General features: G+C 53.6%; 19 protein-coding genes and 2 tRNA genes. 2 read left to right on the top strand and 19 right to left on the bottom strand.

Going from position 1 to position 21,081, the window contains the following annotated elements:
• Nucleotides 1-12: 12 nt before the first annotated feature.
• Entirely contained in the window at nt 13-411 is a 399-nt protein-coding gene (locus EPYR_RS02000; RefSeq protein WP_012666742.1) for a DUF350 domain-containing protein, read from the bottom strand.
• 125 nt (nt 412-536) lie between these two features.
• Between EPYR_RS02000 and EPYR_RS18775 the strand changes: the two genes are divergently transcribed.
• Nucleotides 537-902, top strand: a complete 366-nt coding sequence (locus tag EPYR_RS18775; protein WP_012666741.1) for a GIY-YIG nuclease family protein — start codon at nt 537-539, stop codon at nt 900-902.
• On the opposite strand, the gene EPYR_RS01990 is transcribed toward EPYR_RS18775, so the two are convergent.
• Nucleotides 827-1,330, bottom strand: a complete 504-nt coding sequence (locus tag EPYR_RS01990) for a GNAT family N-acetyltransferase (protein ID WP_012666740.1) — start codon at nt 1,328-1,330, stop codon at nt 827-829. The genes EPYR_RS18775 and EPYR_RS01990 overlap by 76 nt on opposite strands.
• Before the next feature lie 444 nt (nt 1,331-1,774).
• Here EPYR_RS01990 and EPYR_RS01985 point away from each other — a divergent pair, with 444 nt between their 5' ends.
• Nucleotides 1,775-2,782: a luciferase-like monooxygenase gene (locus tag EPYR_RS01985; protein WP_012666739.1), complete on the top strand. Its 1,008-nt coding sequence runs from the start codon at nt 1,775-1,777 to the stop codon at nt 2,780-2,782.
• A gap of 76 nt (nt 2,783-2,858) precedes the next feature.
• On the opposite strand, the gene EPYR_RS01980 is transcribed toward EPYR_RS01985, so the two are convergent.
• From EPYR_RS01980 to rlmE, 17 genes are all read right to left on the bottom strand, one after another.
• A complete protein-coding gene (locus EPYR_RS01980; RefSeq protein ID WP_012666738.1) occupies nt 2,859-4,775 on the bottom strand; it encodes a DEAD/DEAH family ATP-dependent RNA helicase in 1,917 nt (638 codons plus the stop codon).
• Complete coding sequence (yrbN, locus tag EPYR_RS21475; RefSeq protein ID WP_224750487.1) at nt 4,768-4,842, bottom strand: protein YrbN; 75 nt, start codon at nt 4,840-4,842, stop codon at nt 4,768-4,770. Before yrbN ends, EPYR_RS01980 begins: the two co-directional genes overlap by 8 nt.
• A gap of 109 nt (nt 4,843-4,951) precedes the next feature.
• Nucleotides 4,952-5,836 (bottom strand): lipoprotein NlpI, encoded by an 885-nt coding sequence (nlpI, locus tag EPYR_RS01975; RefSeq protein ID WP_012666737.1) that lies wholly within the window; start codon nt 5,834-5,836, stop codon nt 4,952-4,954.
• Between the two features lie 128 nt (nt 5,837-5,964).
• Nucleotides 5,965-8,097: a polyribonucleotide nucleotidyltransferase gene (gene pnp, locus EPYR_RS01970; RefSeq protein ID WP_014543110.1), complete on the bottom strand. Its 2,133-nt coding sequence runs from the start codon at nt 8,095-8,097 to the stop codon at nt 5,965-5,967.
• A 302-nt stretch (nt 8,098-8,399) separates the two neighbouring features.
• Nucleotides 8,400-8,669: a 30S ribosomal protein S15 gene (gene rpsO / locus EPYR_RS01965; RefSeq protein WP_004155132.1), complete on the bottom strand. Its 270-nt coding sequence runs from the start codon at nt 8,667-8,669 to the stop codon at nt 8,400-8,402.
• Nucleotides 8,670-8,776: 107 nt separating this feature from the next.
• Entirely contained in the window at nt 8,777-9,721 is a 945-nt protein-coding gene (gene truB / locus EPYR_RS01960) for a tRNA pseudouridine(55) synthase TruB (protein WP_012666735.1), read from the bottom strand.
• Nucleotides 9,721-10,134 (bottom strand): 30S ribosome-binding factor RbfA, encoded by a 414-nt coding sequence (gene rbfA / locus EPYR_RS01955; protein ID WP_012666734.1) that lies wholly within the window; start codon nt 10,132-10,134, stop codon nt 9,721-9,723. Before rbfA ends, truB begins: the two co-directional genes overlap by 1 nt.
• A 180-nt stretch (nt 10,135-10,314) precedes the next feature.
• A complete protein-coding gene (gene infB, locus EPYR_RS01950) occupies nt 10,315-13,005 on the bottom strand; it encodes a translation initiation factor IF-2 (RefSeq protein WP_012666733.1) in 2,691 nt (896 codons plus the stop codon).
• A gap of 24 nt (nt 13,006-13,029) precedes the next feature.
• Nucleotides 13,030-14,535 carry a transcription termination factor NusA gene (gene nusA, locus EPYR_RS01945; RefSeq protein ID WP_012666732.1) on the bottom strand — a complete coding sequence of 502 codons (1,506 nt, stop codon included), beginning with the start codon at nt 14,533-14,535 and terminating at the stop codon, nt 13,030-13,032.
• A gap of 24 nt (nt 14,536-14,559) precedes the next feature.
• Nucleotides 14,560-15,012 carry a ribosome maturation factor RimP gene (gene rimP / locus EPYR_RS01940; RefSeq protein WP_004155126.1) on the bottom strand — a complete coding sequence of 151 codons (453 nt, stop codon included), beginning with the start codon at nt 15,010-15,012 and terminating at the stop codon, nt 14,560-14,562.
• A 211-nt stretch (nt 15,013-15,223) separates the two neighbouring features.
• A tRNA-Met gene (locus tag EPYR_RS01935) sits at nt 15,224-15,300 on the bottom strand.
• Between the two features lie 48 nt (nt 15,301-15,348).
• A tRNA-Leu gene (locus EPYR_RS01930) sits at nt 15,349-15,435 on the bottom strand.
• Nucleotides 15,436-15,492: 57 nt separating this feature from the next.
• Nucleotides 15,493-15,825, bottom strand: a complete 333-nt coding sequence (gene secG / locus EPYR_RS01925) for a preprotein translocase subunit SecG (RefSeq protein ID WP_012666730.1) — start codon at nt 15,823-15,825, stop codon at nt 15,493-15,495.
• A gap of 309 nt (nt 15,826-16,134) precedes the next feature.
• Complete coding sequence (gene glmM / locus EPYR_RS01920; protein WP_012666729.1) at nt 16,135-17,469, bottom strand: phosphoglucosamine mutase; 1,335 nt, start codon at nt 17,467-17,469, stop codon at nt 16,135-16,137.
• A 4-nt stretch (nt 17,470-17,473) separates the two neighbouring features.
• Nucleotides 17,474-18,310, bottom strand: a complete 837-nt coding sequence (gene folP / locus EPYR_RS01915; RefSeq protein ID WP_012666728.1) for a dihydropteroate synthase — start codon at nt 18,308-18,310, stop codon at nt 17,474-17,476.
• An 85-nt stretch (nt 18,311-18,395) separates the two neighbouring features.
• Nucleotides 18,396-20,330 (bottom strand): ATP-dependent zinc metalloprotease FtsH, encoded by a 1,935-nt coding sequence (ftsH, locus tag EPYR_RS01910; protein ID WP_012666727.1) that lies wholly within the window; start codon nt 20,328-20,330, stop codon nt 18,396-18,398.
• Nucleotides 20,331-20,444: 114 nt separating this feature from the next.
• Nucleotides 20,445-21,074, bottom strand: a complete 630-nt coding sequence (gene rlmE, locus EPYR_RS01905; protein WP_012666726.1) for a 23S rRNA (uridine(2552)-2'-O)-methyltransferase RlmE — start codon at nt 21,072-21,074, stop codon at nt 20,445-20,447.
• Nucleotides 21,075-21,081 lie beyond the last annotated feature (7 nt).

Here is a 21,081-nt window from a genome sequence, read left to right as displayed (position 1 = left end):
GTCAGCTCCCGGTCAGTAAGTCATACAGGCTGCATTCAGGATGCCGACCCCGAGCGAGACTGCACCGAGGAATAACCCCACGGCGCGCTGGTTTTGCTCAATGCGTGAACTGATATCGTGAATAAACAGACGAACGGCAGTGAAAACCAGCAGCTGTACGGCCAGCGCTATTGCGCCCCACAGCAGATAATCAAGCAGATTGACGGAGTTAACCGCTACGCTTGCCAGGGGAATAATATAACCCAGCAATGCACCGATAAAACCGTACGTCGCAGCCAGATTATTTTCCTTAATCAAACACCATTCGTTATGCGGTGTTATGCGCATATAGATCAACAAAAACACCAGCACCATTGCGCAGCTGGTAAAAAAATAGCTGGCAAAAGCGAGTACAAGTGGCAGAGTGGCCATATTTCATCCTGAATGAGTCTGTTGCGGTCAGGCAGTTTAGCATAAAAGCCGGATACGCGGGTTTGTAGCCTGTATACCTGATTTTGCGTTACTGTAACAGGATGATCATTTAGCGGAGTAAACCGATGAGTCCTGCTGCCCCTGCCGAATGGCATTTGTACATTGTGCGCACCGCTGGCGGCATGCTTTACACCGGGATAGCCCTTGACGTGGCGCGCCGCTTCGCCCAGCACCAGAGTGGTAAAGGTGCCAAAGCGCTGCGCGGTAAAGGGCCGCTGGAGCTGGTTTTTCATTGCGCAGCGGGCGACCGCTCGCTGGCATCAAAGTTGGAATACCGCGTCAAACAGCTTAAAAGGCAGCATAAGCTGCGGCTGGCTGAACAGCAGCCTGTATCGCTCATGCAGTGGCTTAGCGATCACAACCGATTAAACGGCGCGGAGTATTCGATATTGCCCGCTATGCCATTGCAAACATCGTCCGCCAGTTTATAAACCTGGAAAGCCTGTTCCGTCCCTTCCCGGCGGCAGTGCAGCTGGCAATGCGCTGCCGTTTTAAAACCACACCGCCCGTAGTAAGCCGAATCGCCCAGCACAACCACTGCGGCATAGCCGAACTCATTTAACGTATCCAGCCCCTCGTAGATCAGCCGCGATCCCAGCCCCTGCTTACGTACGCTTTCATCGACAGCCAGCGGCGCTAATCCAACCCATTGCCGATCCTCACCGTTAAGCGTAACCGGGCTGAACGCCGCATAGCCAAGAACCTGGCCTTCGTCGTCGGTGGCCACCACGCCAAGGGTTAATAAACCGCCCTCACGCAGCTGCCGGACAAGTTCAGCCTCGGCAGAGGTCGGGAAGCTGCGGCGCAGCAGGGCGTCAATGCTGGCAGCATCAATGCCAATCTCGGTACGAATTAACATGCTATACCTGCGCGATCCACCGGGAATTCGCGTCCTTTTCATTCAGGCTTCATTAATATCAGCCGGTTGTATAAGCCCGATGCGCAACTGCATCGGCACCGATTCAAATTCTGTTGTCGCGGTCGGCAAGATGACGCTGCCGATGGCCACACCGGGTGGGCGAACGTTGATCGCTTTTAACCTGCAATCGATCGCTTATCAATAGCCGATCGAAGCGTCAGTGGCATTTATGGCACATCGCCAACCCGGCGATATCCTTAAAAGTAGTTCCTTACTGCAGGAATGTAATTTTTGTTGACCTGGGTGTCTTGTCATTTAACCGCTTTTAGTGAGGATTATTTATTTTTTGAAGAGTGCTCGAAACGGACAATCATTGCGCGAAAAGATGTCGTAGCCTTTAATAACACGCACCTCAGTGATGCCCTTTAGAATAAGTGAGCCTTTATGTCTGAGAAACAAACAGTACCGCTGTCGCTACTTGACCTTGCCCCCATTCCGCTGGGCGCGACGGCGAGTGACGCATTCCGTACTTCGCTGGCGCTGGCGCAGCAGGCTGAAAAACTCGGTTACCATCGCTACTGGCTGGCCGAGCATCACAATATGACGGGCATTGCCAGCGCAGCGACCTCCGTGCTAATCGGCTATCTGGCAGCCAATACGCAACGCCTGCGCCTCGGTTCGGGTGGGGTTATGCTGCCTAATCATGCCCCGCTGGTGATTGCCGAACAGTTTGGTACCCTCGAATCGCTCTATCCCGGTCGTATCGATCTGGGGCTTGGCCGCGCGCCAGGCTCCGATCAGCAGACAATGATGGCGTTGCGACGCCATAACAACGTGCGGGAAGATAACTTTCCTGCAGACGTGGCTCAGTTGATTAACTGGTTTGATGCAGCAGGAGAGGTCAGCCCGCCAGTGCAACCCGTGCCGGGCAAGGGATTATCTATTCCGGTCTGGCTACTTGGCTCCAGTTTATACAGCGCGCAGCTGGCAGCGCAGCTGGGGCTGCCATTTGCTTTCGCCTCACACTTTGCCCCAGAGATGCTGTTACAGGCGCTACGTGTCTATCGCGAGAAATTTAAGCCTTCCGTCCGGCTGGAGAAGCCTTATGCCGTGGTGTGCGTCAACGTGGTGGCTGCCGACAGCGAAAGCGAAGCGCGCTTCCTGTTTACCTCAATGCAGCAACAGTTTATCAACCTGCGTCGCGGCAGGCCTGGCCCCTTACCCGCACCGGTGGCCAGCATGGATCATTTGTGGTCATCAGCAGAGCAATATGGTGTGCAGCAGGCATTAAGTATGTCGATAGTCGGCGACAAAGAAAAAGTACGTCACGGACTGGCGGCGCTGATCCGGGAGACGGCGGCGGATGAGATCATGGTTAACGGCCAAATTTTTGACAGAACTGCGCGCCTCTCTTCCTTTGAGCTGGCGATGCAGGCACGCAACATGCTTTGACTTTAGCCGGTTTATCAGCGGATTACGCCCATAAAAAAACCAGCCCGAAGGCTGGTTTTTTCACGGCTGTCAGTGATTATGCATCACGACGACGCGCGGGTGCGCTACCGCCTTCTTCACGACGTGGACCACGGTTGCCCGCTGGACGACGCTCACCGCCGCGTTCGCTGCTGAAACGACGACCGCCAGCTTCACCACCGCGACCGCCTTCACGACCGGCACCGGCGCCGAAACCACCGCGCGCAGGACCGCCAGGGCGGCGCTCACCACCACCGACGTTGCTACGTGGCTGTGCATCACCAATCAGCTGCATATTCATCGGCTTGTTGAGAATACGCGTGCGGGTAAAGTGTTGCAGCACATCGCCCGGCATGCCTTTTGGCAGTTCGATGGTTGAGTGAGTACCAAACAGCTTGATATTACCGATGTAACGGCTGCTGATATCGCCTTCGTTAGCGATAGCGCCAACGATGTGACGAACTTCAACACCATCATCACGGCCCACTTCAATGCGGTACACTTCCATATCGCCAACGTCACGACGTTCACGACGTGGACGGTCGCCATCGCGCGCTTCGCCACGCGCTTCGCGTGGGCCACGATCCGGACGGTCACCGCGACGATCGTCACGACGGTCATCACGATCGCGGAATTCGCGACGCGGACGCTGCGGCGCATCAGCAGGAACGATCAGTGGACGTTCGCCCTGAGCCATTTTCAGCAGAGCGGCGGCCAGAGTTTCGATATCCAGTTCGTCTTCCGGCTGCATCTTAGACAGCAGCGCACGGTACTGTTCCAGATCGCTGCTTTCCAGCTGCTGCTGAACTTTCGCGGCGAACTTAGCCAGACGACGCTGACCCAGCAGTTCTGCGTTTGGCAGCTCCACTTCAGGAATGGTCAGCTTCATGGTGCGTTCAATGTTACGCAGCAGGCGACGCTCACGGTTCTCAACGAACAGCAGTGCGCGGCCAGCACGACCAGCACGGCCGGTACGACCGATACGGTGCACGTAAGATTCTGCATCCATCGGGATGTCGTAGTTAACCACCAGGCTGATACGTTCAACGTCCAGACCACGGGCAGCAACGTCGGTGGCGATCAAAATATCCAGACGGCCATCTTTCAGACGCTCCAGCGTCTGCTCACGCAGAGCCTGGTTCATGTCACCGTTAAGCGCGGCGCTGTTATAACCGTTACGCTCAAGCGCTTCGGCAACTTCCAGCGTGGCATTTTTGGTACGCACAAAGATGATCGCTGCATCAAAGTCTTCTGCTTCCAGGAAGCGGGTCAGCGCATCCGTTTTACGGCCGTAAGCCGTCCAGTAACTCTGGCTGATGTCCGGGCGCGTGGTAAGGCTTGACTGGATACGCACTTCCTGCGGATCCTTCATAAAGCGTTTAGTAATACGGCGAATCGCCTCTGGCATTGTGGCAGAGAACAGCGCGGTCTGGTGACCGTCTGGGATCTGCGCCATAATCGTTTCAACGTCTTCGATAAAGCCCATACGCAGCATTTCATCGGCTTCATCCAGCACCAGACCGCGCAGGTTAGACAGGTCTAACGTGCCGCGTTTCAGGTGGTCAAGCAGGCGACCCGGGGTGCCGACAACAACCTGTGGCCCCTGGCGCAGAGCGCGCAGCTGAACGTCATAACGCTGGCCGCCGTAAAGGGCAACAACGTTCAGACCACGCATATGTTTAGAAAAGTCCGTAACGGCTTCAGCAACCTGAACCGCCAGTTCGCGGGTTGGTGCCAGCACCAGAATTTGCGGCGCTTTAACAGTAGGGTCAATGTTATGTAACAGTGGCAGCGAGAAGGCTGCAGTTTTGCCACTTCCGGTCTGCGCCATACCTAACACGTCACGGCCTGCCAGCAGGTGAGGAATACACTCAGCCTGGATTGGGGATGGCTTGACGTAGCCCATGCCGTTCAGTGATTCAAGGAGGTCGGCGTTCAGGCCAAGTTCAGCGAAAGTAGTTTGGATATCAGTCATGTAGTACACGTGCCTCGTAGATTGCGGCGGCCAGTCTACATAACTCGTCGTGAAAATTTTCAGTCATTTTCATCAAAAAGTGTGAACCGGCTCAAATTAGTGGTTTCGACGAACAAAAAGACCCTCATCCGCCAAGATGATGACTTTTCGAAATTCAGGCAATAAAAGTTCGTCAGCTATTGCTGGTCAGATTCTGATAAATCGTCTTGTGTCTGGCCGAGTAGCGCCAGCTCCAACAATGCATATCGATGCTCAACAAAGTTGTGAACGTTGTTGGCGACCGTCAGCTTGAACAACGCTTCTGCGTTGTCCTTCTCCCCCAGACTTAGGTAGTACTTACCTAAATAGAAGTTGGTTTCACTGAGATGTTCAGCGAGCGAGGTGTTATCCGTTGCGTCCGCCTGGAGCCGTTCCGTCAGCGTTTTTTCGCTGATGTTGCCCAGGTAGAACTCGACAATATTCCATCCCCATTGCTCCTTAACCGCTTTATTGTATCGCTGCTTCAGCGATACTTTAGCCTGCTCTGCATTCATCTCACGCTGGGTGAGATACAGCCACAAGCTGCGGAACGGATCGTTGGGATCGTCTTGATAAAACGCCAGCAGATCATCTTGCGCCAGTTTAAATCTTCCACCGTAGTAGAGGGCGATGCCGCGATTTAAACGCGCATAATTGTAAGTTGGATCAAGCTCAAGTACAGAATCAAACGCTTCATAGGCAGCATCAAAATTGCCTGCCTGCGTTAAATATATGCCTAGGTAATTGAATACTTCAGGCATATCCGGTCTGATGGACAGCGCTTGTGAAAAATCATTTCGCGCCAGCGCCCTCAAACCGAGACTATCATACAACACTCCGCGCTCATATAACAGCTGTGCGCGTTCATCATCGGTTAATGACCGACTGGCAAGTATTTGTTCCATGCGAGCAAGAATGACCTCCTGTTGCAGCGTGGGCTGCAAAGGAACTGCCAAAACTTCGTTCTTACGCCAATCGGTGTTGCTACATCCAGCCAACGATAAAGCCGTCGCAAGGAAACACCAGCGCAAAAATGGCTTCATGTACCACTCCCGAAAACAAACATTGGGAATAACATCCTGTTACCCGCTTGCCATCGACAAGGCCATCCCGCCCTTGCGTTCAAAAAATTCTCCGCACCCACAAGGTACGGAGAATTCATCAGTACTGCTTATTCGGCTTCTGGTGTGGCAGGAGCGGCTTCTGCTTCAGGCTGAGCCTGTTCGCCAGCTTCTTTGATGCTCAGGCGTACGCGACCCTGGCGGTCAACTTCCAGTACTTTCACCGGAACTTCCTGGCCCATTTGCAGATAGTCTGTCACTTTTTCTACACGCTTGTCGGCGATCTGAGAAATATGTACCAGACCTTCTTTACCACCACCGATAGCCACAAAGGCACCAAAATCAACGATGCGCGTCACTTTACCGTTGTAGATACGACCCACTTCGATCTCTGCGGTGATCTCTTCGATACGACGGATAGCAAATTTAGCTTTTTCACCGTCGGTAGCCGCGATTTTCACCGTGCCATCATCTTCGATTTCGATAGTGGTGCCGGTTTCTTCCGTCAGCGCACGAATGACCGAGCCACCTTTACCGATCACGTCTTTGATTTTATCAACGCTGATCTTGATGGTGTGGATACGCGGTGCAAACTGAGAAATATCGCCACGCGGACCGCTGATAGCCTGCTCCATGACGCTCAGAATGTGCAAACGCGCACCCTTAGCTTGGTTCAGAGCCACCTGCATGATTTCGCGGGTGATACCTTCAATTTTGATGTCCATCTGCAGCGCGGTGATGCCTTCACGGCTACCGGCTACTTTGAAGTCCATGTCGCCCAGGTGATCTTCGTCGCCCAGAATATCGGACAGCACAACAAAGTTGTTGTCGTCTTTAACCAGACCCATCGCGATGCCGGCTACAGCGGCCTTGATTGGCACGCCTGCATCCATCAGCGCCAGAGACGCACCACAAACGGACGCCATCGAAGACGAGCCGTTTGATTCAGTGATTTCAGACACCACACGCACGGTATACGGGAAAGCATCGCCTTTTGGCATCACGGCCAGCACGCCACGCTTCGCCAGACGACCGTGACCAATTTCACGACGCTTAGGCGAACCCACCATGCCAGTTTCGCCGACAGAGTACGGAGGGAAGTTGTAGTGGAACAGGAAGTTGTCAGTACGCTCGCCCATCAGCTCGTCGAGGTTCTGCGCATCACGGGCAGTACCCAGCGTGGCGGTGACCAGCGCCTGAGTTTCACCACGGGTGAACAGTGCGGAGCCATGAGTACGCGGCAGCACGCCGGTGCGCACGTCCAGACCACGGATCATGTCTTTTTCACGGCCGTCGATACGCGGTTCGCCACGCAGAATGCGGCTGCGTACCACGTCTTTTTCCAGCGCGTGCAGCAGATCGCTGATTTCACCAGCGTCCAGCGCTTCGTCTTCCGCCAGCAGCGCAGCCGTGGTTTCAGATTTGATGACATCAACCTGAGCGTAGCGCTCCTGCTTTTCAGTAATGCGATAAGCATCGCTCAGGCGAGACTCGGCCAGTGCAGCAATGCGTGAACGCAACGCCTCGTTAACCGCTTCTGGCTGCCAGTCCCAACGTGGTTTGCCCGCTTCAGCAACCAGCGCATTGATGTTATCGATGACGATCTGCTGCTGGTCGTGGCCAAATACCACCGCCCCCAGCATCTGCTCTTCGCTCAGCAGCTCGGCTTCAGACTCAACCATCAGCACCGCACCTTTAGTACCGGCAACAACCAGATCCAGCTTGCTCTCTTTCAGCTCATCGCTGGTTGGGTTAAGCACGTACTGATCGTTCAGGTAACCGACGCGTGCCGCACCGATAGGTCCGTTAAACGGCAGGCCAGACAGCGCCAGCGCAGCAGAAGCACCGATCATGGCGACGATATCCGGGTTAACCTGAGGGTTAACGGAGACCACGGTGGCAATCACCTGCACTTCATTGACAAACCCTTCCGGAAACAGCGGACGGATTGGACGGTCAATCAGGCGCGAGGTGAGCGTTTCGCCTTCGCTTGGGCGGCCTTCACGACGGAAAAAGCTGCCTGGAATACGGCCAGCAGCGTAGGTACGCTCCTGGTAGTTTACGGTCAAAGGGAAGAAATCCTGACCAGGTTTTGATTTTTTCTGACCAACCACGGTGACGAAAACAGCAGTGTCATCCATGCTCACCATAACGGCTGCCGTTGCCTGGCGAGCCATCATTCCGGTTTCAAGAGTGACGGTGTGCTGGCCATACTGGAATTTTTTTACGATCGGGTTCAGCAAAGTTAGTTCCTTAACATCCGGGCGGGTATTTTTACCGGCCGTGGGTTTCAAATCTTCATTTTGCATCCTCGCGACTAATGACAACCTTAATCCCTGATGAGATAAAGCCTCTCATTAGCCGCGCGAACCTCTGCAACTGAAGATCACACTAAGCAACAATACAATAAATTGCGTGTAATTGCTGCCGCCTGCTTGAAAAAAGGGGCCATTAAGGCCCCTTTCCAGCAAACTTGCACCAGACTGTCCGCATGCCCACAGCGTTGCCAGAAAAACTGAAAACGGGGCGGGACAGTCTGTACGACTTAGCGACGCAGACCCAGACGCTCGATCAGGCTGGTGTAGCGTGCAACGTCTTTACGCTTGAGGTAATCCAGCAGCTTACGACGCTGAGATACCATGCGCAGCAGGCCACGACGGCTGTGGTGGTCTTTTTTGTGCTCAGAGAAGTGACCCTGTAGATGGTTAATCTGTGCGGTCAGCAGTGCAACCTGAACTTCTGTAGAACCACTGTCGTTAGCATCGCGACCGAAATCAGCAACGATTTTTGCTTTAGTTTCATTACTTAGAGACATGAGACAACTCCAAATTTTAAGATAAATGTACAGGCGCCGATCTCTAATTCAGCCACCCAATGTAAAGCCGCGCCATTCTACTCTTAGCCATGCCAGAGCGCAAATAGCTAGTCGGAATATTCTACAACCAGCCTGCGCGGAGCTACGCGTCCATCGTCAGCAATTTCTGCCATACCGATAAACTTCTGTTGTTCACCTTCCGTGACGCGCACCAGTCCACTTTCTGGTGCACCTGCCACCTGTACCGGCATGCCTTGCTTAAAGTATGCAGCCACGCTGCTCAGCAAATTCACCACGGGATATTCGGATACCGGGCTATCCATCGGCATTAGCAGCGGGTCGAGCAGATCCGCAGGCGATATGCCGGTTCGGTGCGCCTCTTCAGACAGCGCATTAAGCTGCTCCAGCGTGACCATCCTTTCAATCGGATATCGGGCAACCTGAAGGCGGCGCAAGTTAGTCACATGCGCACCACAGCCCAGTTTTTCACCGAGATCGTCAATAATGGTACGGATGTAAGTCCCTTTCGAGACGTGAATTTCCAGTTCCAGCTCGTTACCTTGATGGCGAATAAACAGCAGTTCATACACCACGATGCTGCGCGATTCACGCGGCACCTCTATGCCTTCACGGGCATACTCGTAAAGCTTACGTCCCTGGTATTTGAGCGCCGAATACATTGACGGGATCTGCTGCGTTTCGCCACGGAAACTGTCCAGCGCCTGATCCAGGGCTTCAGCGCTGAATGTTACCGGCCGCTCACTGACCACCACGCCTTCTGCATCCGAGGTGTCGGTACGCAGCCCGAGGCGAGCAATCACCCGATAACGTTTATCCGAGTCCAGCAGATACTGAGAAAACTTGGTCGCTTCCCCCAGACAAATGGGTAGCATGCCGGTCGCCAACGGATCCAGCGCGCCGGTATGACCGGCACGATTGGCGTTATACAGGCGTTTTACTTTCTGTAGCGCATCGTTGGAGGACAGCCCCTGAGGTTTATCCAGCAACAGCACACCGTGAATATCGCGACCGCGACGACGAGGACGACTCATTACTCAGCCTTGCCTTCTTCGGGGTTTTCTTCTGCCGGACCACGGCGCTCTTCGTCGTTCCTCACCACGTTAGTGACCAGGTTTGACATGCGCATCCCTTCGACCAGCGAGTTATCGTAGAAGAAGGTCAGCTCAGGCACGATGCGCAAGCGCATTGCCTTACCGAGCAGGGTGCGGATATAGCCAGATGCATCGCCCAGCGCACGTAAGCCGGCTTTAATTGCCGCTTCGTCTTTGTCGTTAAGGAAGGTGACAAACACTTTGGCATAGGCCAGGTCACGGGACACATCCACACCGGAAACGGTCACCATCATGCCCAGACGCGGATCTTTGATCTCACGTTGCAGAATGATAGCGATCTCTTTTTGCAGTTCCTGAGAAACACGCTGCGGGCGACCAAATTCTTTCGCCATAATTTTTTATCTCCAAATAATTTGGGAGGCCAGAAGCCTCCCAAATAATATCCTACCTCTTTTGCGGCTCGGCTGCGTCACAACCCTTTTTCACGCCGGTAACCTGATTAGGTAAGCGCCTGGGCTGATTCGGCGGTCATCATGCAGTCACGCAAAATTTGCCGGATATCTGTCAGATTATTAATCGATTGTACGCTGGATTTCGATAATTTCGAACACTTCGATCATATCGCCAACACGCACATCGTTGTAGTTCTTCACGCCGATACCACATTCCATACCGTTACGGACTTCGTTAACGTCATCTTTGAAGCGGCGCAAGGATTCCAGCTCGCCTTCGTAGATAACCACGTTGTCACGCAGTACGCGGATTGGGTTATGGCGTTTAATGTTACCTTCGGTCACCATACAACCGGCAATAGCACCAAATTTCGGTGATTTGAACACGTCACGTACCGCAGCCAGACCAATGATCTGCTGTTTGTACTCAGGTGCCAGCATGCCGCTCATCGCCGCTTTCACTTCGTCAATCAGATTATAGATGACGGAGTAGTAGCGCAGATCCAGGCTTTCAGTATCAATCACGCGGCGTGCGGATGCATCGGCGCGCACGTTGAAGCCAACCAGGATTGCGTTAGACGCTGCGGCCAGGGTGGCGTCAGTTTCGGTGATACCACCCACGCCAGAACCAACGATTTTCACTTTCACTTCATCGGTAGAAAGTTTCATCAGTGAGTCGGAAATGGCTTCGACAGAACCCTGTACGTCAGCTTTCAGCACGATGTTCAGTTCAGAAACTTCGCCTTCGGTCATGTTAGCAAACATGTTCTCCAGCTTAGATTTCTGCTGACGCGCCAGCTTAACTTCACGGAATTTACCCTGACGATACAGCGCCACTTCACGCGCTTTCTTCTCGTCACGCACCACGGTGGCTTCATCACCCGCAGCCGGTACACCAGACATACCGAGGATCTCAACCGGGATCGATGGGCCCGCAGTCAGCACTTCGCGACCCAGCTCGTCACGCATCGCACGCACGCGGCCGTATTCAAAACCACACAGCACGATATCGCCTTTGTTCAGCGTACCTTCACGTACCAGTACGGTAGCAACCGGACCACGGCCTTTATCCAGGAAGGATTCGATCACCACACCGCTCGCCATACCCTGACGTACAGCGCTAAGTTCCAGAACCTCCGCCTGCAACAGGATAGCATTAAGCAGGTCGTCAATACCGGTACCGGCTTTCGCAGAGACGTTGACGAACATGTTCTCGCCGCCCCACTCTTCCGGAATAATGCCGTACTGGGTAAGTTCGTTTTTAACACGGTCCGGATCGGCTTCGGGCTTATCGCATTTGTTGACCGCAACGACAACCGGCACTTTCGCCGCTTTGGCATGCTGGATCGCTTCGATAGTCTGTGGCATCACGCCATCGTCAGCAGCAACAACCAGAATAACGATATCTGTCGCCTGAGCACCACGGGCGCGCATTGCGGTAAACGCGGCGTGTCCGGGGGTATCCAGGAAGGTCACCATACCGTTGTCAGTTTCAACGTGGTAGGCACCGATGTGCTGAGTAATACCGCCCGCTTCGCCAGAAGCGACTTTAGTCGAACGGATATAGTCCAGCAGCGATGTTTTACCGTGGTCAACGTGGCCCATGATGGTCACGACCGGCGCACGGGATTCCAGCACCGCGTCGGTATCACGATCGCTCATTACCGCTTCTTCCAGCTCGTTTTCGCGGCGTAGTGTCACTTTGTGACCCATTTCTTCCGCGACCAGCTGGGCAGTTTCCTGATCGATAACCTGATTGATGGTCGCCATAGCGCCCAGTTTCATCATGGCTTTGATGACCTGAGAACCTTTAACAGCCATTTTGTTAGCCAGTTCCGCTACGGTGATGGTTTCACCGATAATGACGTCGCGGTTAACCGCCTGCGCTGGCTTGTTAAAGCTCTGCTGCAGGGTGCTCGGCTTACGCTTGCCGCCTTTACCACCGCGAACCTGCGCACGCGCTTCTTCACGGTCGGTTTTGGCTTCGGAATGTTTGTTGCCTTTCTTACGCACCGGGGCTTTAGCCGGACGCACAGCACGAGTGCGACGGTCGCCTTCAACCTGAGCGTCGTTTTCGTCTTCCGCTGCACGAGCGTGGGTTGAAGTCGTTACATGGTAATCAGAGGTGTCTTCTACCTCTTTCACTACCGCCCACTCTTCGCCTTTTTCTTCCGCCATTTTACGCGCCTCTTCCGCTACACGCTTCGCTTCTTCTTCGATCTTGCGATGCGCTTCTTCTTCAGCTTTACGCTTCAGTTCAGCCGCTTCCGCTTCACGGCGGGCTTTATCGGACTGAGTGGCCCGGGTTGTTTCGTCGGTATATTGATTGCTCACTTTATCTCTTTCCGCCGCTTCACGTTTGGCTTTTTCAGCTGCCTCACGCTTGGCCTGCTCCTCGGCTTCACGCTTCGCTTTGTCTTGAGCTTCGCGCTGGGCTATTTCTTCAGCCTCGCGACGAGCCAGTTCTTCCGCTTCACGCTCTGCCTGCGCTTCTGCTTCTGCCTGTTCAGCATTAGCCGGATCGCCTTTTACATAAGTGCGTTTTTTGCGGACTTCGATTTGCACCGCTTTACTTTTGCCCCCGGTGCCGGGAACATTCAAGGTGCTGCGCGTCTTGCGCTGCAGAGTCAGTTTGCCCGATCCACTGCCATGGTCACGGTTCAGATGGGCAAGTAGAGTCTCTTTTTCATGCTGGGTTACAGAGTCGGTCTCAGACTTTTGGATCCCTGCATCAGCAAACTGCTGTACCAGGCGTTCTACCGGCGTCTGAATCTCTGCAGCCAGCGTTTTTACGTTTACATCTGTCGTCATGCTGTTCCTTCCTGCTACAGTTTATTACGCGTCGTCGCCGAACCAACAGATATTGCGTGCAGCCATAATCAGCTCACCAGCCCGCTCATCGCTCAGGCCATCAATATCTGACAGGTCGTCAACACCCTGCTCGGCAAGATCTTCCAACGTACACACACCTTTCGCTGCCAGCTTAAAGGCCAGCTCACGTTCAAGGCCTTCCAGACTGAGTAAATCTTCAGCCGGTTGGGTGTCGCCGAGGCTCTCTTCCTTGGCCAGTGCCAGGGTGGTTAACGCGTTTTTAGCCCGGTCGCGCAACGCTTCTACTGTCTCTTCATCCAGACCGTCGATTTCCAACAGCTCTTTGATCGGCACGTAAGCCAGCTCTTCCAGAGAAGAGAAGCCCTCTTCTACCAACAAGGTAGCGAAGTCTTCATCAATATCGAGATGTTTGGTAAAGACGTCGATGGCAGCATGAGCTTCAGCCTGATGCTTCGCCTGCAGGTCGTCGACCGTCATCACGTTTAGATCCCAGCCACTGAGCTGCGAAGCCAGACGCACGTTTTGGCCATTGCGGCCGATCGCCTGGGCCAGATTTCCGGCTTCCACAGCGATATCCATGGTGTGATTGTCTTCATCCACCACGATAGAGGCGACATCCGCCGGGGCCATAGCGTTGATGACGAACTGCGCGGGATTGTCATCCCACAGTACGATATCAATACGCTCGCCACCCAGCTCACTGGATACCGCCTGAACACGCGCACCACGCATACCCACACAGGCGCCGACCGGATCGATACGCTTATCGTTGGTTTTCACAGCGATCTTGGCTCGGGAGCCTGGATCGCGCGCGGCGGCTTTAATTTCAAGAACTTCTTCAGCAATTTCCGGCACTTCAATGCGGAACAATTCGATCAGCATTTCCGGTTTGGAACGGCTAACGAACAGCTGCGCGCCACGCGCTTCAGGGCGCACGGCATACAGTACGCCACGGATGCGATCGCCCGGGCGGAAGTTTTCACGCGGCAGCATGTCTTCACGAATGATCACAGCTTCTGCGTTAGTATTAGAACCATCGTTTGGCCGCACTTCGAGCGAGATATTGTCACGGTTTACTTTCTTCACCACGCCGGTGATGATTTCACCTTCCTGCTCGCGGAACTGATCGACAACCATCGCACGCTCGGCTTCGCGCACTTTCTGCACGATAACCTGCTTGGCAGTCTGGGTAGTAATGCGGTCGAAGGTAACAGATTCAATCTGGTCTTCAACAAAGCCGCCCAGAGACAGCGACTCGTCTTCATAGATTGCAGCTTCCAGCGTGATTTCGCGGGTAGGCTGAGTTACTTCGTCAACAATCAGCCAACGGCGGAAGGTATCAAAATCGCCACTTTTGCGATCGATACTGACGCGCACGTCTATTTCCTGCTCGTATTTTTTCTTGGTGGCTGTGGCCAGCGCGCTCTCCAGCGCTTCGAAAATCTTCTCGCGTGGGAGGGACTTCTCATTAGAGACCGCTTCTACAACAGCTAAGATTTCTTTGTTCATCCTGGTATGCCTCAATCCGGACTTTTAAAAGTGGGGAACCAGGTTCGCCTTCTGGATGTTGCTCAGCGCGAACACTTCGTCGTTACCCTCAACGGCAACAGTAATCATCTCACCCTCAACAGACTTAATGATACCCTGCCATTTGCGACGGTTCTGAACCGCCATACGCAGCACCAGGCTCACTTCTTCGCCAGTGAAACGGTCATAATGTTCTGCGGTAAACATTGGCCGATCAAGGCCCGGCGAGGAGACTTCGAGATTGTAGGCCACGGTGATCGGGTCTTCGACGTCCATTACCGCACTGACCTGGTGGCTCACATCAGCACAATCATCAACATTGATGCCATCTTCACTATCAATATAGATGCGCAAGGTGGATGTGCGACCGCGTACAAACTCAATACCAACCAGTTCGTAGCCTAGCGCTTCTACCGGTGCTGAGATCAGCTCTGTTAATTTTTGCTCTAATGTGGACAATCCCACCCCCAAGACGTAAAAAAAGGGCCTATAGCCCAGTGATGCTGCTTCCTGATAACAAAAAACCCCGAAATATTCGGGGCTTATTGTGACTGGACCCTGTAAACCGCGAACGGCGGCTCGGCACAGTCCAAAAGAATTTTTTCCGAAATAAGCTGCAATGCGCAATGCCAGGCATACAGAATATTTGAAAAAGAACTCTAAGGGAAAGTGGTTGCGGGNGCCGGATTTGAACCGACGACCTTCGGGTTATGAGCCCGACGAGCTACCAGGCTGCTCCANCCCGCGTCCGAATAATACGCATAACTTGCATAATTCGCAAGCAAAACTTTGATTTGGTACCGAGGACGGGACTTGAACCCGTAAGCCCATGCGGGCACTACCACCTCAAGGTAGCGTGTCTACCAATTCCACCACCACGGCACTAAAGGGGCGACTTTTTTATTTCTGTCGCGTCGAAAAGGTGACTGCACTGACTGCTTACTGTGGAATGTCGCTGCCCGGTGCGGCCGGTTTAGCAGGCTGAGTCTGTTGCGACTGCGCCGGCTGAGTCAGGTTTTCCCACTCGCTTCCTTTCTGGGTTTTGTTACTGTTGATGTTGCCCAGGATCAGACTGATAATGAAGAACAGGGTCGCCAGCACTGCAGTCATACGGGTCATGAAATTACCTGAACCGTTAGAACCGAACAGCGTACCGGAAGCGCCTGCACCAAATGATGCTCCCATATCAGCGCCTTTACCTTGCTGAAGCATGATCAGACCGACAAGGCCGATTGCCACAATAAGGAAAACTACTAAAAGAGCTTCGTACATAATCAACCTTGTTCCTTGCGCGTTAACCGCACATCAAAAGCTTCAAACCAGTTAGAAAGATAGTTTATCACTACCCATCAGAAGCGGGTGTGAATACTAACCAAAGGGACCCGCCCACGCAAGAGCAATTTCGCTCACCACTCCCGATTGCGGAAAAAAACGACAAAGCGCGGATTTTATCCGTAAAAATGCGCATTTAATCAGCGATGATCGGTGCACCAGGCAAATTTTGTGCAGGACAACCCGTATAAACGGATTGTCCTTGCCATACACATTAAGCGCTTTTTGAGTTCTCTTCGGCAGTCTTCCTCAAACCGCCTTCACCGCATCAGCAATACGGTGGGCCAACGCGCTGACCTGTGCTTCATTTTCGCCTTCTACCATCACGCGAATTAACGGTTCGGTACCTGATTTACGTAACAGTACGCGACCGCGCCCTTTCAGCTCAGTTTCGGCTTCAGCCGTCACCGATTTGACCTGAGCATCTTCCAGCGGGTCATTCACCCCGTTGAAGCGGACGTTCACCAGTATTTGCGGCAACAGTTTCATACCGCTGCATAAATCGTGCAAACTCATGTGATTGCGAACCATCGCAGTAAGTACCTGCAAACCTGCTACGATGCCGTCACCGGTGGTTGTTTTGTCCAACAGGATCACATGCCCGGAGTTCTCCGCACCCAGACGCCATCCTTTCTCTTTCAGTTTCTCAAGCACGTAGCGGTCGCCTACTTTGGCACGGGCAAAAGGAATACCCAGCTGTTTTAGCGCCAGCTCCAGCCCTATATTGCTCATTAACGTGCCGACCACGCCGCCACGCAGCTCCCCCTGGCGCAACCCTTCGCGAGCGATCAGATACAGGATTTGGTCACCGTCAACTTTATGACCCATATGGTCAACCATCATTATGCGGTCGCCATCACCATCATAGGCCAGTCCGACATCGGCTTTCTCTGCCAGCACACGCGTTTGCAGCAGTTGCAGATCGGTGGCACCACATCCCTTATTGATGTTCATGCCATCGGGCTGATCGCCAATCGCAATCACCGTGGCTCCCAGCTCGCGCAGCACATTAGGTGCAATGTGATAGGTTGCACCGTTGGCACAGTCCACCACAATTTTCAACCCGTTAAGGCTCAACTGGCTGGGAAATGTGCCTTTGCAGAACTCAATGTAACGTCCGGCGGCATCAACGATGCGGCTGGCGCGGCCCAGGGCGGCAGATTCGACACAGGTAATCGGTTTTTCCATTTCAGCTTCAATCGCTGCTTCCACTTCATCAGGCAGCTTGGTGCCCTCGGTCGAGAAAAACTTGATTCCATTGTCATCAAACGGGTTATGTGAAGCAGAGATCACAATTCCGGCTTCGGCACGGAACGTCCGGGTCAGGTACGCCACCGCAGGTGTGGGCATTGGCCCGGTAAATGCCGCAGACAGCCCAGCTGCCGCCAGCCCCGCTTCGAGCGCTGATTCGAGCATATAGCCGGAAATGCGCGTGTCTTTGCCAATGATGACCTGCTTTGAACCATGGCGCGCCAGGACTTTACCCGCAGCAAAGCCCAGCTTGAGCACGAAATCCGGAGTGATGGGAGATTCACCCACTTTGCCACGGATACCGTCTGTACCAAAATATTTACGCTCGCTCATACTATTATTTTTCCCTTGCGGACTGTGTGGCTTCGACAACGCGCATCGCCTCTACGGTTTCTTTGACGTCATGCACGCGCAGAATATGGACGCCCTGCATCGCGGCAATCACCGCGCAGGCGAGGCTGCCGGTCAATCGTTGCGATGGCCCGACGTTCAGTAGCTGGCCAATCATACTTTTACGCGACATGCCGACTAGCAGCGGCAGGCCAAAATGATGCAAATCGGCCAAATGCGCCAGCAGTTGATAATTGTGGGAGAGATTCTTACCGAAACCAAAACCCGGGTCGAGCAGCAACTGCGATTTTTTGATCCCGGCCGCTTCGCAGCGGGCGATATTCTCGACAAAAAAAGTCTTCACATCGTGCAGAACGTCCTGATACCGGGGCGACTGCTGCATGGTTTTTGGTTCGCCCTGCATATGCATCAGGCAGACTGGCAAACCGGTTTGCGCAGCAGCAGCCAGCGCGCCAGGTGCTTGCAGTGAGCGGATATCGTTGATGATATGTGCCCCGGCGCAGGCCGCTTCGCGGATCACCTCTGGCTTGGAAGTATCGACCGAGATCCAGACTTCAAAACGTTGAGCAATAGCTTCTACCACGGGGATAACGCGATCCAGCTCCTGCTCCGTGCTGACCTCTGCGGCACCAGGACGGGTGGACTCACCGCCAACATCGATAATCGTTGCTCCGGCGTTAATCATCTCATTTGCGTGGGTCAGCGCCTGGATTAACTCGTTATGCTTGCCGCCATCAGAAAAAGAGTCAGGAGTGACATTCAATATTCCCATCACATGGGGATGAGAAAGATCGAGCACGGCATCTCTGGCGAACAGCTTCATAACAAATCGTCTCCGTTTATTGAGGTATAAAAAAACCCCGGACATGGCCGGGGTTCATAACGACAGCAGTTCACAGCGTGCCCAATTACTTGTCGCCTGACTGCTCTGACAGGGTATTACCCGGGTTTGGCGTATTCGGTTCATCGACCGGACGCGGTGCCTGTGGCGTACCATTGCCGTCAGAATTGTTAGTGCTGCCCGGATCTTCCCAGCCAGCTGGCGGACGCACTTCACGGCGCGCCATCAGGTCATCGATCTGCGGTGCATCAATGGTTTCATACTTCATCAAGGCGTCTTTCATCGCATGAAGGATGTCCATATTTTTGCCCAGGATCTCGCGAGCCCGCTTGTAGTTGATCTCCACCAGGGATTTGACTTCCTGATCGATGATGCGTGCCGTTTCATCAGACATATGCTTGGCTTTTGCCACCGAACGGCCGAGGAACACCTCACCCTCTTCATCTGCATACAGGAGCGGACCGAGTTTCTCCGAGAAGCCCCACTGCGTCACCATGTTACGGGCTATCGACGTCGCGACCTTAATGTCGTTCGACGCGCCGGTAGAAACATGTTCAACGCCGTAGATAATCTCTTCCGCCAGGCGACCACCGTACAGAGTGGAGATCTGACTTTCCAGTTTCCGACGGCTGGCGCTGATAGCGTCGCCTTCAGGCAGGAAGAAAGTCACACCCAAAGCGCGTCCGCGCGGAATAATGGTCACTTTGTGTACCGGGTCATGTTCTGGCACCAGACGGCCGATAATCGCATGGCCGGCTTCGTGATACGCAGTAGACTCTTTTTGCGCTTCGGTCATCACCATGGAGCGGCGTTCCGCGCCCATCATGATTTTGTCTTTGGCTTTTTCAAACTCCACCATCGACACCACACGCTTATTACCACGGGCGGCGAAGAGCGCAGCTTCATTGACAAGGTTAGCCAGATCGGCACCGGAGAAGCCAGGCGTACCGCGCGCAATGATTGCCGCATCGACATCCGGAGACAACGGCACACGGCGCATATGCACTTTAAGGATCTGCTCACGACCACGGACATCTGGCAGGCCCACAACAACCTGGCGGTCAAAGCGTCCCGGACGCAGTAACGCCGGGTCAAGGACATCAGGACGGTTCGTCGCGGCAATAACGATGATACCTTCGTTGCCTTCAAAGCCGTCCATTTCTACCAGCATTTGGTTCAGGGTTTGCTCACGTTCATCGTGGCCGCCGCCTAAACCGGCCCCGCGCTGACGGCCCACCGCATCGATCTCATCGATGAAGATGATACATGGCGCAGCTTTTTTGGCCTGTTCAAACATGTCACGAACGCGGGAGGCACCTACACCAACAAACATTTCGACAAAGTCAGAACCTGAGATGGTAAAGAAAGGGACTTTAGCTTCACCGGCAATGGCTTTTGCCAGCAGCGTTTTACCGGTACCCGGAGGGCCGACCATCAGTACGCCTTTCGGAATTTTACCACCAAGCTTCTGGAAACGGCTAGGCTCACGCAGATATTCCACCAGCTCGCTAACTTCTTCCTTTGCTTCATCGCACCCGGCAACATCGGCAAAAGTGGTCTTAATTTGGTCTTCTGTCAGCATACGAGCCTTGCTCTTGCCGAAGGACATCGCGCCCTTTCCGCCGCCGCCCTGCATCTGACGCATAAAGAAGATCCATACACCGATAAGTAACAGCATTGGGAACCATGAGATGAAGATCGATGCCAACAGGCTCGGCTCTTCTGGCGGTTCACCTACAACTTTCACATTTTTAGTCAACAGGTTATCGAGCAACTTGGGATCGTTAACAGGAATGTAGGTGGTGTATCGGTTACTGTCTTTTTTGGTTACGTTAATCTCACGCCCGTTAATACGTGCCTCGCGGACCTGATCCTGGTTCACTTCCGACAAGAAGGTTGAATAATCAACCCTACGGCCATTCGACTCGCTGGGCCCAAAGCTCTGGAAAACAGACATCAGCACGACTGCGATGACTAACCAGAGAATCAGGTTTTTCGCCATGTCACTCAAGGGATTAACCTCATATTACAACGGTGTTAACAGACAGCGTAGGGTACTATATATCCTTCACACTTGGAATCGCTGCGATGTTGACAGCCATTACAGTCATTCAGGTTATAGTTTGCGCCCTGTCGCTACAATATACACTTCGCGTGAACGAGAGCGCGAAGCGTCCGGCTTACGAATTTTCACTTTGGTAAACAGGGAGCGAATTTCCCGCAGGTATTCTTCAAAGCCATCTCCCTGAAATACTTTCACTAAAAAGCTGCCGCCAGGTGCCAGAACGTCACGGCACATCTCTAACGCCAGTTCACACAAATACATCGATCGGGGAATATCCACCGCAGGTGTACCGGTCATGTTGGGTGCCATGTCAGACATGACCACCTGAACTTGGGTATCCCCTACGCGCTCCAACAGTGCTTTCAGCACCAGTTCCTCACGGAAATCGCCCTGTAGAAAATCGACGCCAACGATAGGATCCATCGGCAGAATATCACAAGCGATGACGCGACCTTTTGACCCAATCTGCGTAACCACGTATTGCGACCAGCCGCCGGGAGCAGCGCCAAGGTCGACCACGGTCATCCCATGTTTGAACAGCTTGTCGCCTTGCTGTATTTCATCCAGTTTAAACCAGGCGCGCGAGCGCAGCCCCTTTTTCTGTGCCTGAAGCACATATTTATCGCTAAAGTGTTCCTGTAGCCAGCGGCTGGAACTGGCCGAACGCTTTTTACCAGTCATACAATTT

Origin of the sequence: Erwinia pyrifoliae DSM 12163 (genome assembly GCF_000026985.1) — a bacterium.
Classification (GTDB): Bacteria; Pseudomonadota; Gammaproteobacteria; order Enterobacterales; family Enterobacteriaceae; genus Erwinia; species Erwinia pyrifoliae.
Note: the sequence above shows the minus strand (reverse complement) of the source record. Positions and strands in the feature narration are given on the sequence as shown.

Excerpts from the sequence above, each read along its gene's own strand:
- EPYR_RS02000 (WP_012666742.1), bottom strand. The coding sequence starts at position 411 with ATGGCCACTCTGCCACTTGTACTCGCTTTTGCCAGCTATTTTTTTACC.
- EPYR_RS18775 (WP_012666741.1), top strand. The coding sequence starts at position 537 with ATGAGTCCTGCTGCCCCTGCCGAATGGCATTTGTACATTGTGCGCACC.
- EPYR_RS01990 (WP_012666740.1), bottom strand. The coding sequence starts at position 1,330 with ATGTTAATTCGTACCGAGATTGGCATTGATGCTGCCAGCATTGACGCC.
- EPYR_RS01985 (WP_012666739.1), top strand. The coding sequence starts at position 1,775 with ATGTCTGAGAAACAAACAGTACCGCTGTCGCTACTTGACCTTGCCCCC.
- EPYR_RS01980 (WP_012666738.1), bottom strand. The coding sequence starts at position 4,775 with ATGACTGATATCCAAACTACTTTCGCTGAACTTGGCCTGAACGCCGAC.
- nlpI (WP_012666737.1), bottom strand. The coding sequence starts at position 5,836 with ATGAAGCCATTTTTGCGCTGGTGTTTCCTTGCGACGGCTTTATCGTTG.
- rpsO (WP_004155132.1), bottom strand. The coding sequence starts at position 8,669 with ATGTCTCTAAGTAATGAAACTAAAGCAAAAATCGTTGCTGATTTCGGT.
- truB (WP_012666735.1), bottom strand. The coding sequence starts at position 9,721 with ATGAGTCGTCCTCGTCGTCGCGGTCGCGATATTCACGGTGTGCTGTTG.
- rbfA (WP_012666734.1), bottom strand. The coding sequence starts at position 10,134 with ATGGCGAAAGAATTTGGTCGCCCGCAGCGTGTTTCTCAGGAACTGCAA.
- infB (WP_012666733.1), bottom strand. The coding sequence starts at position 13,005 with ATGACGACAGATGTAAACGTAAAAACGCTGGCTGCAGAGATTCAGACG.
- nusA (WP_012666732.1), bottom strand. The coding sequence starts at position 14,535 with ATGAACAAAGAAATCTTAGCTGTTGTAGAAGCGGTCTCTAATGAGAAG.
- secG (WP_012666730.1), bottom strand. The coding sequence starts at position 15,825 with ATGTACGAAGCTCTTTTAGTAGTTTTCCTTATTGTGGCAATCGGCCTT.
- glmM (WP_012666729.1), bottom strand. The coding sequence starts at position 17,469 with ATGAGCGAGCGTAAATATTTTGGTACAGACGGTATCCGTGGCAAAGTG.
- folP (WP_012666728.1), bottom strand. The coding sequence starts at position 18,310 with ATGAAGCTGTTCGCCAGAGATGCCGTGCTCGATCTTTCTCATCCCCAT.
- ftsH (WP_012666727.1), bottom strand. The coding sequence starts at position 20,330 with ATGGCGAAAAACCTGATTCTCTGGTTAGTCATCGCAGTCGTGCTGATG.
- rlmE (WP_012666726.1), bottom strand. The coding sequence starts at position 21,074 with ATGACTGGTAAAAAGCGTTCGGCCAGTTCCAGCCGCTGGCTACAGGAA.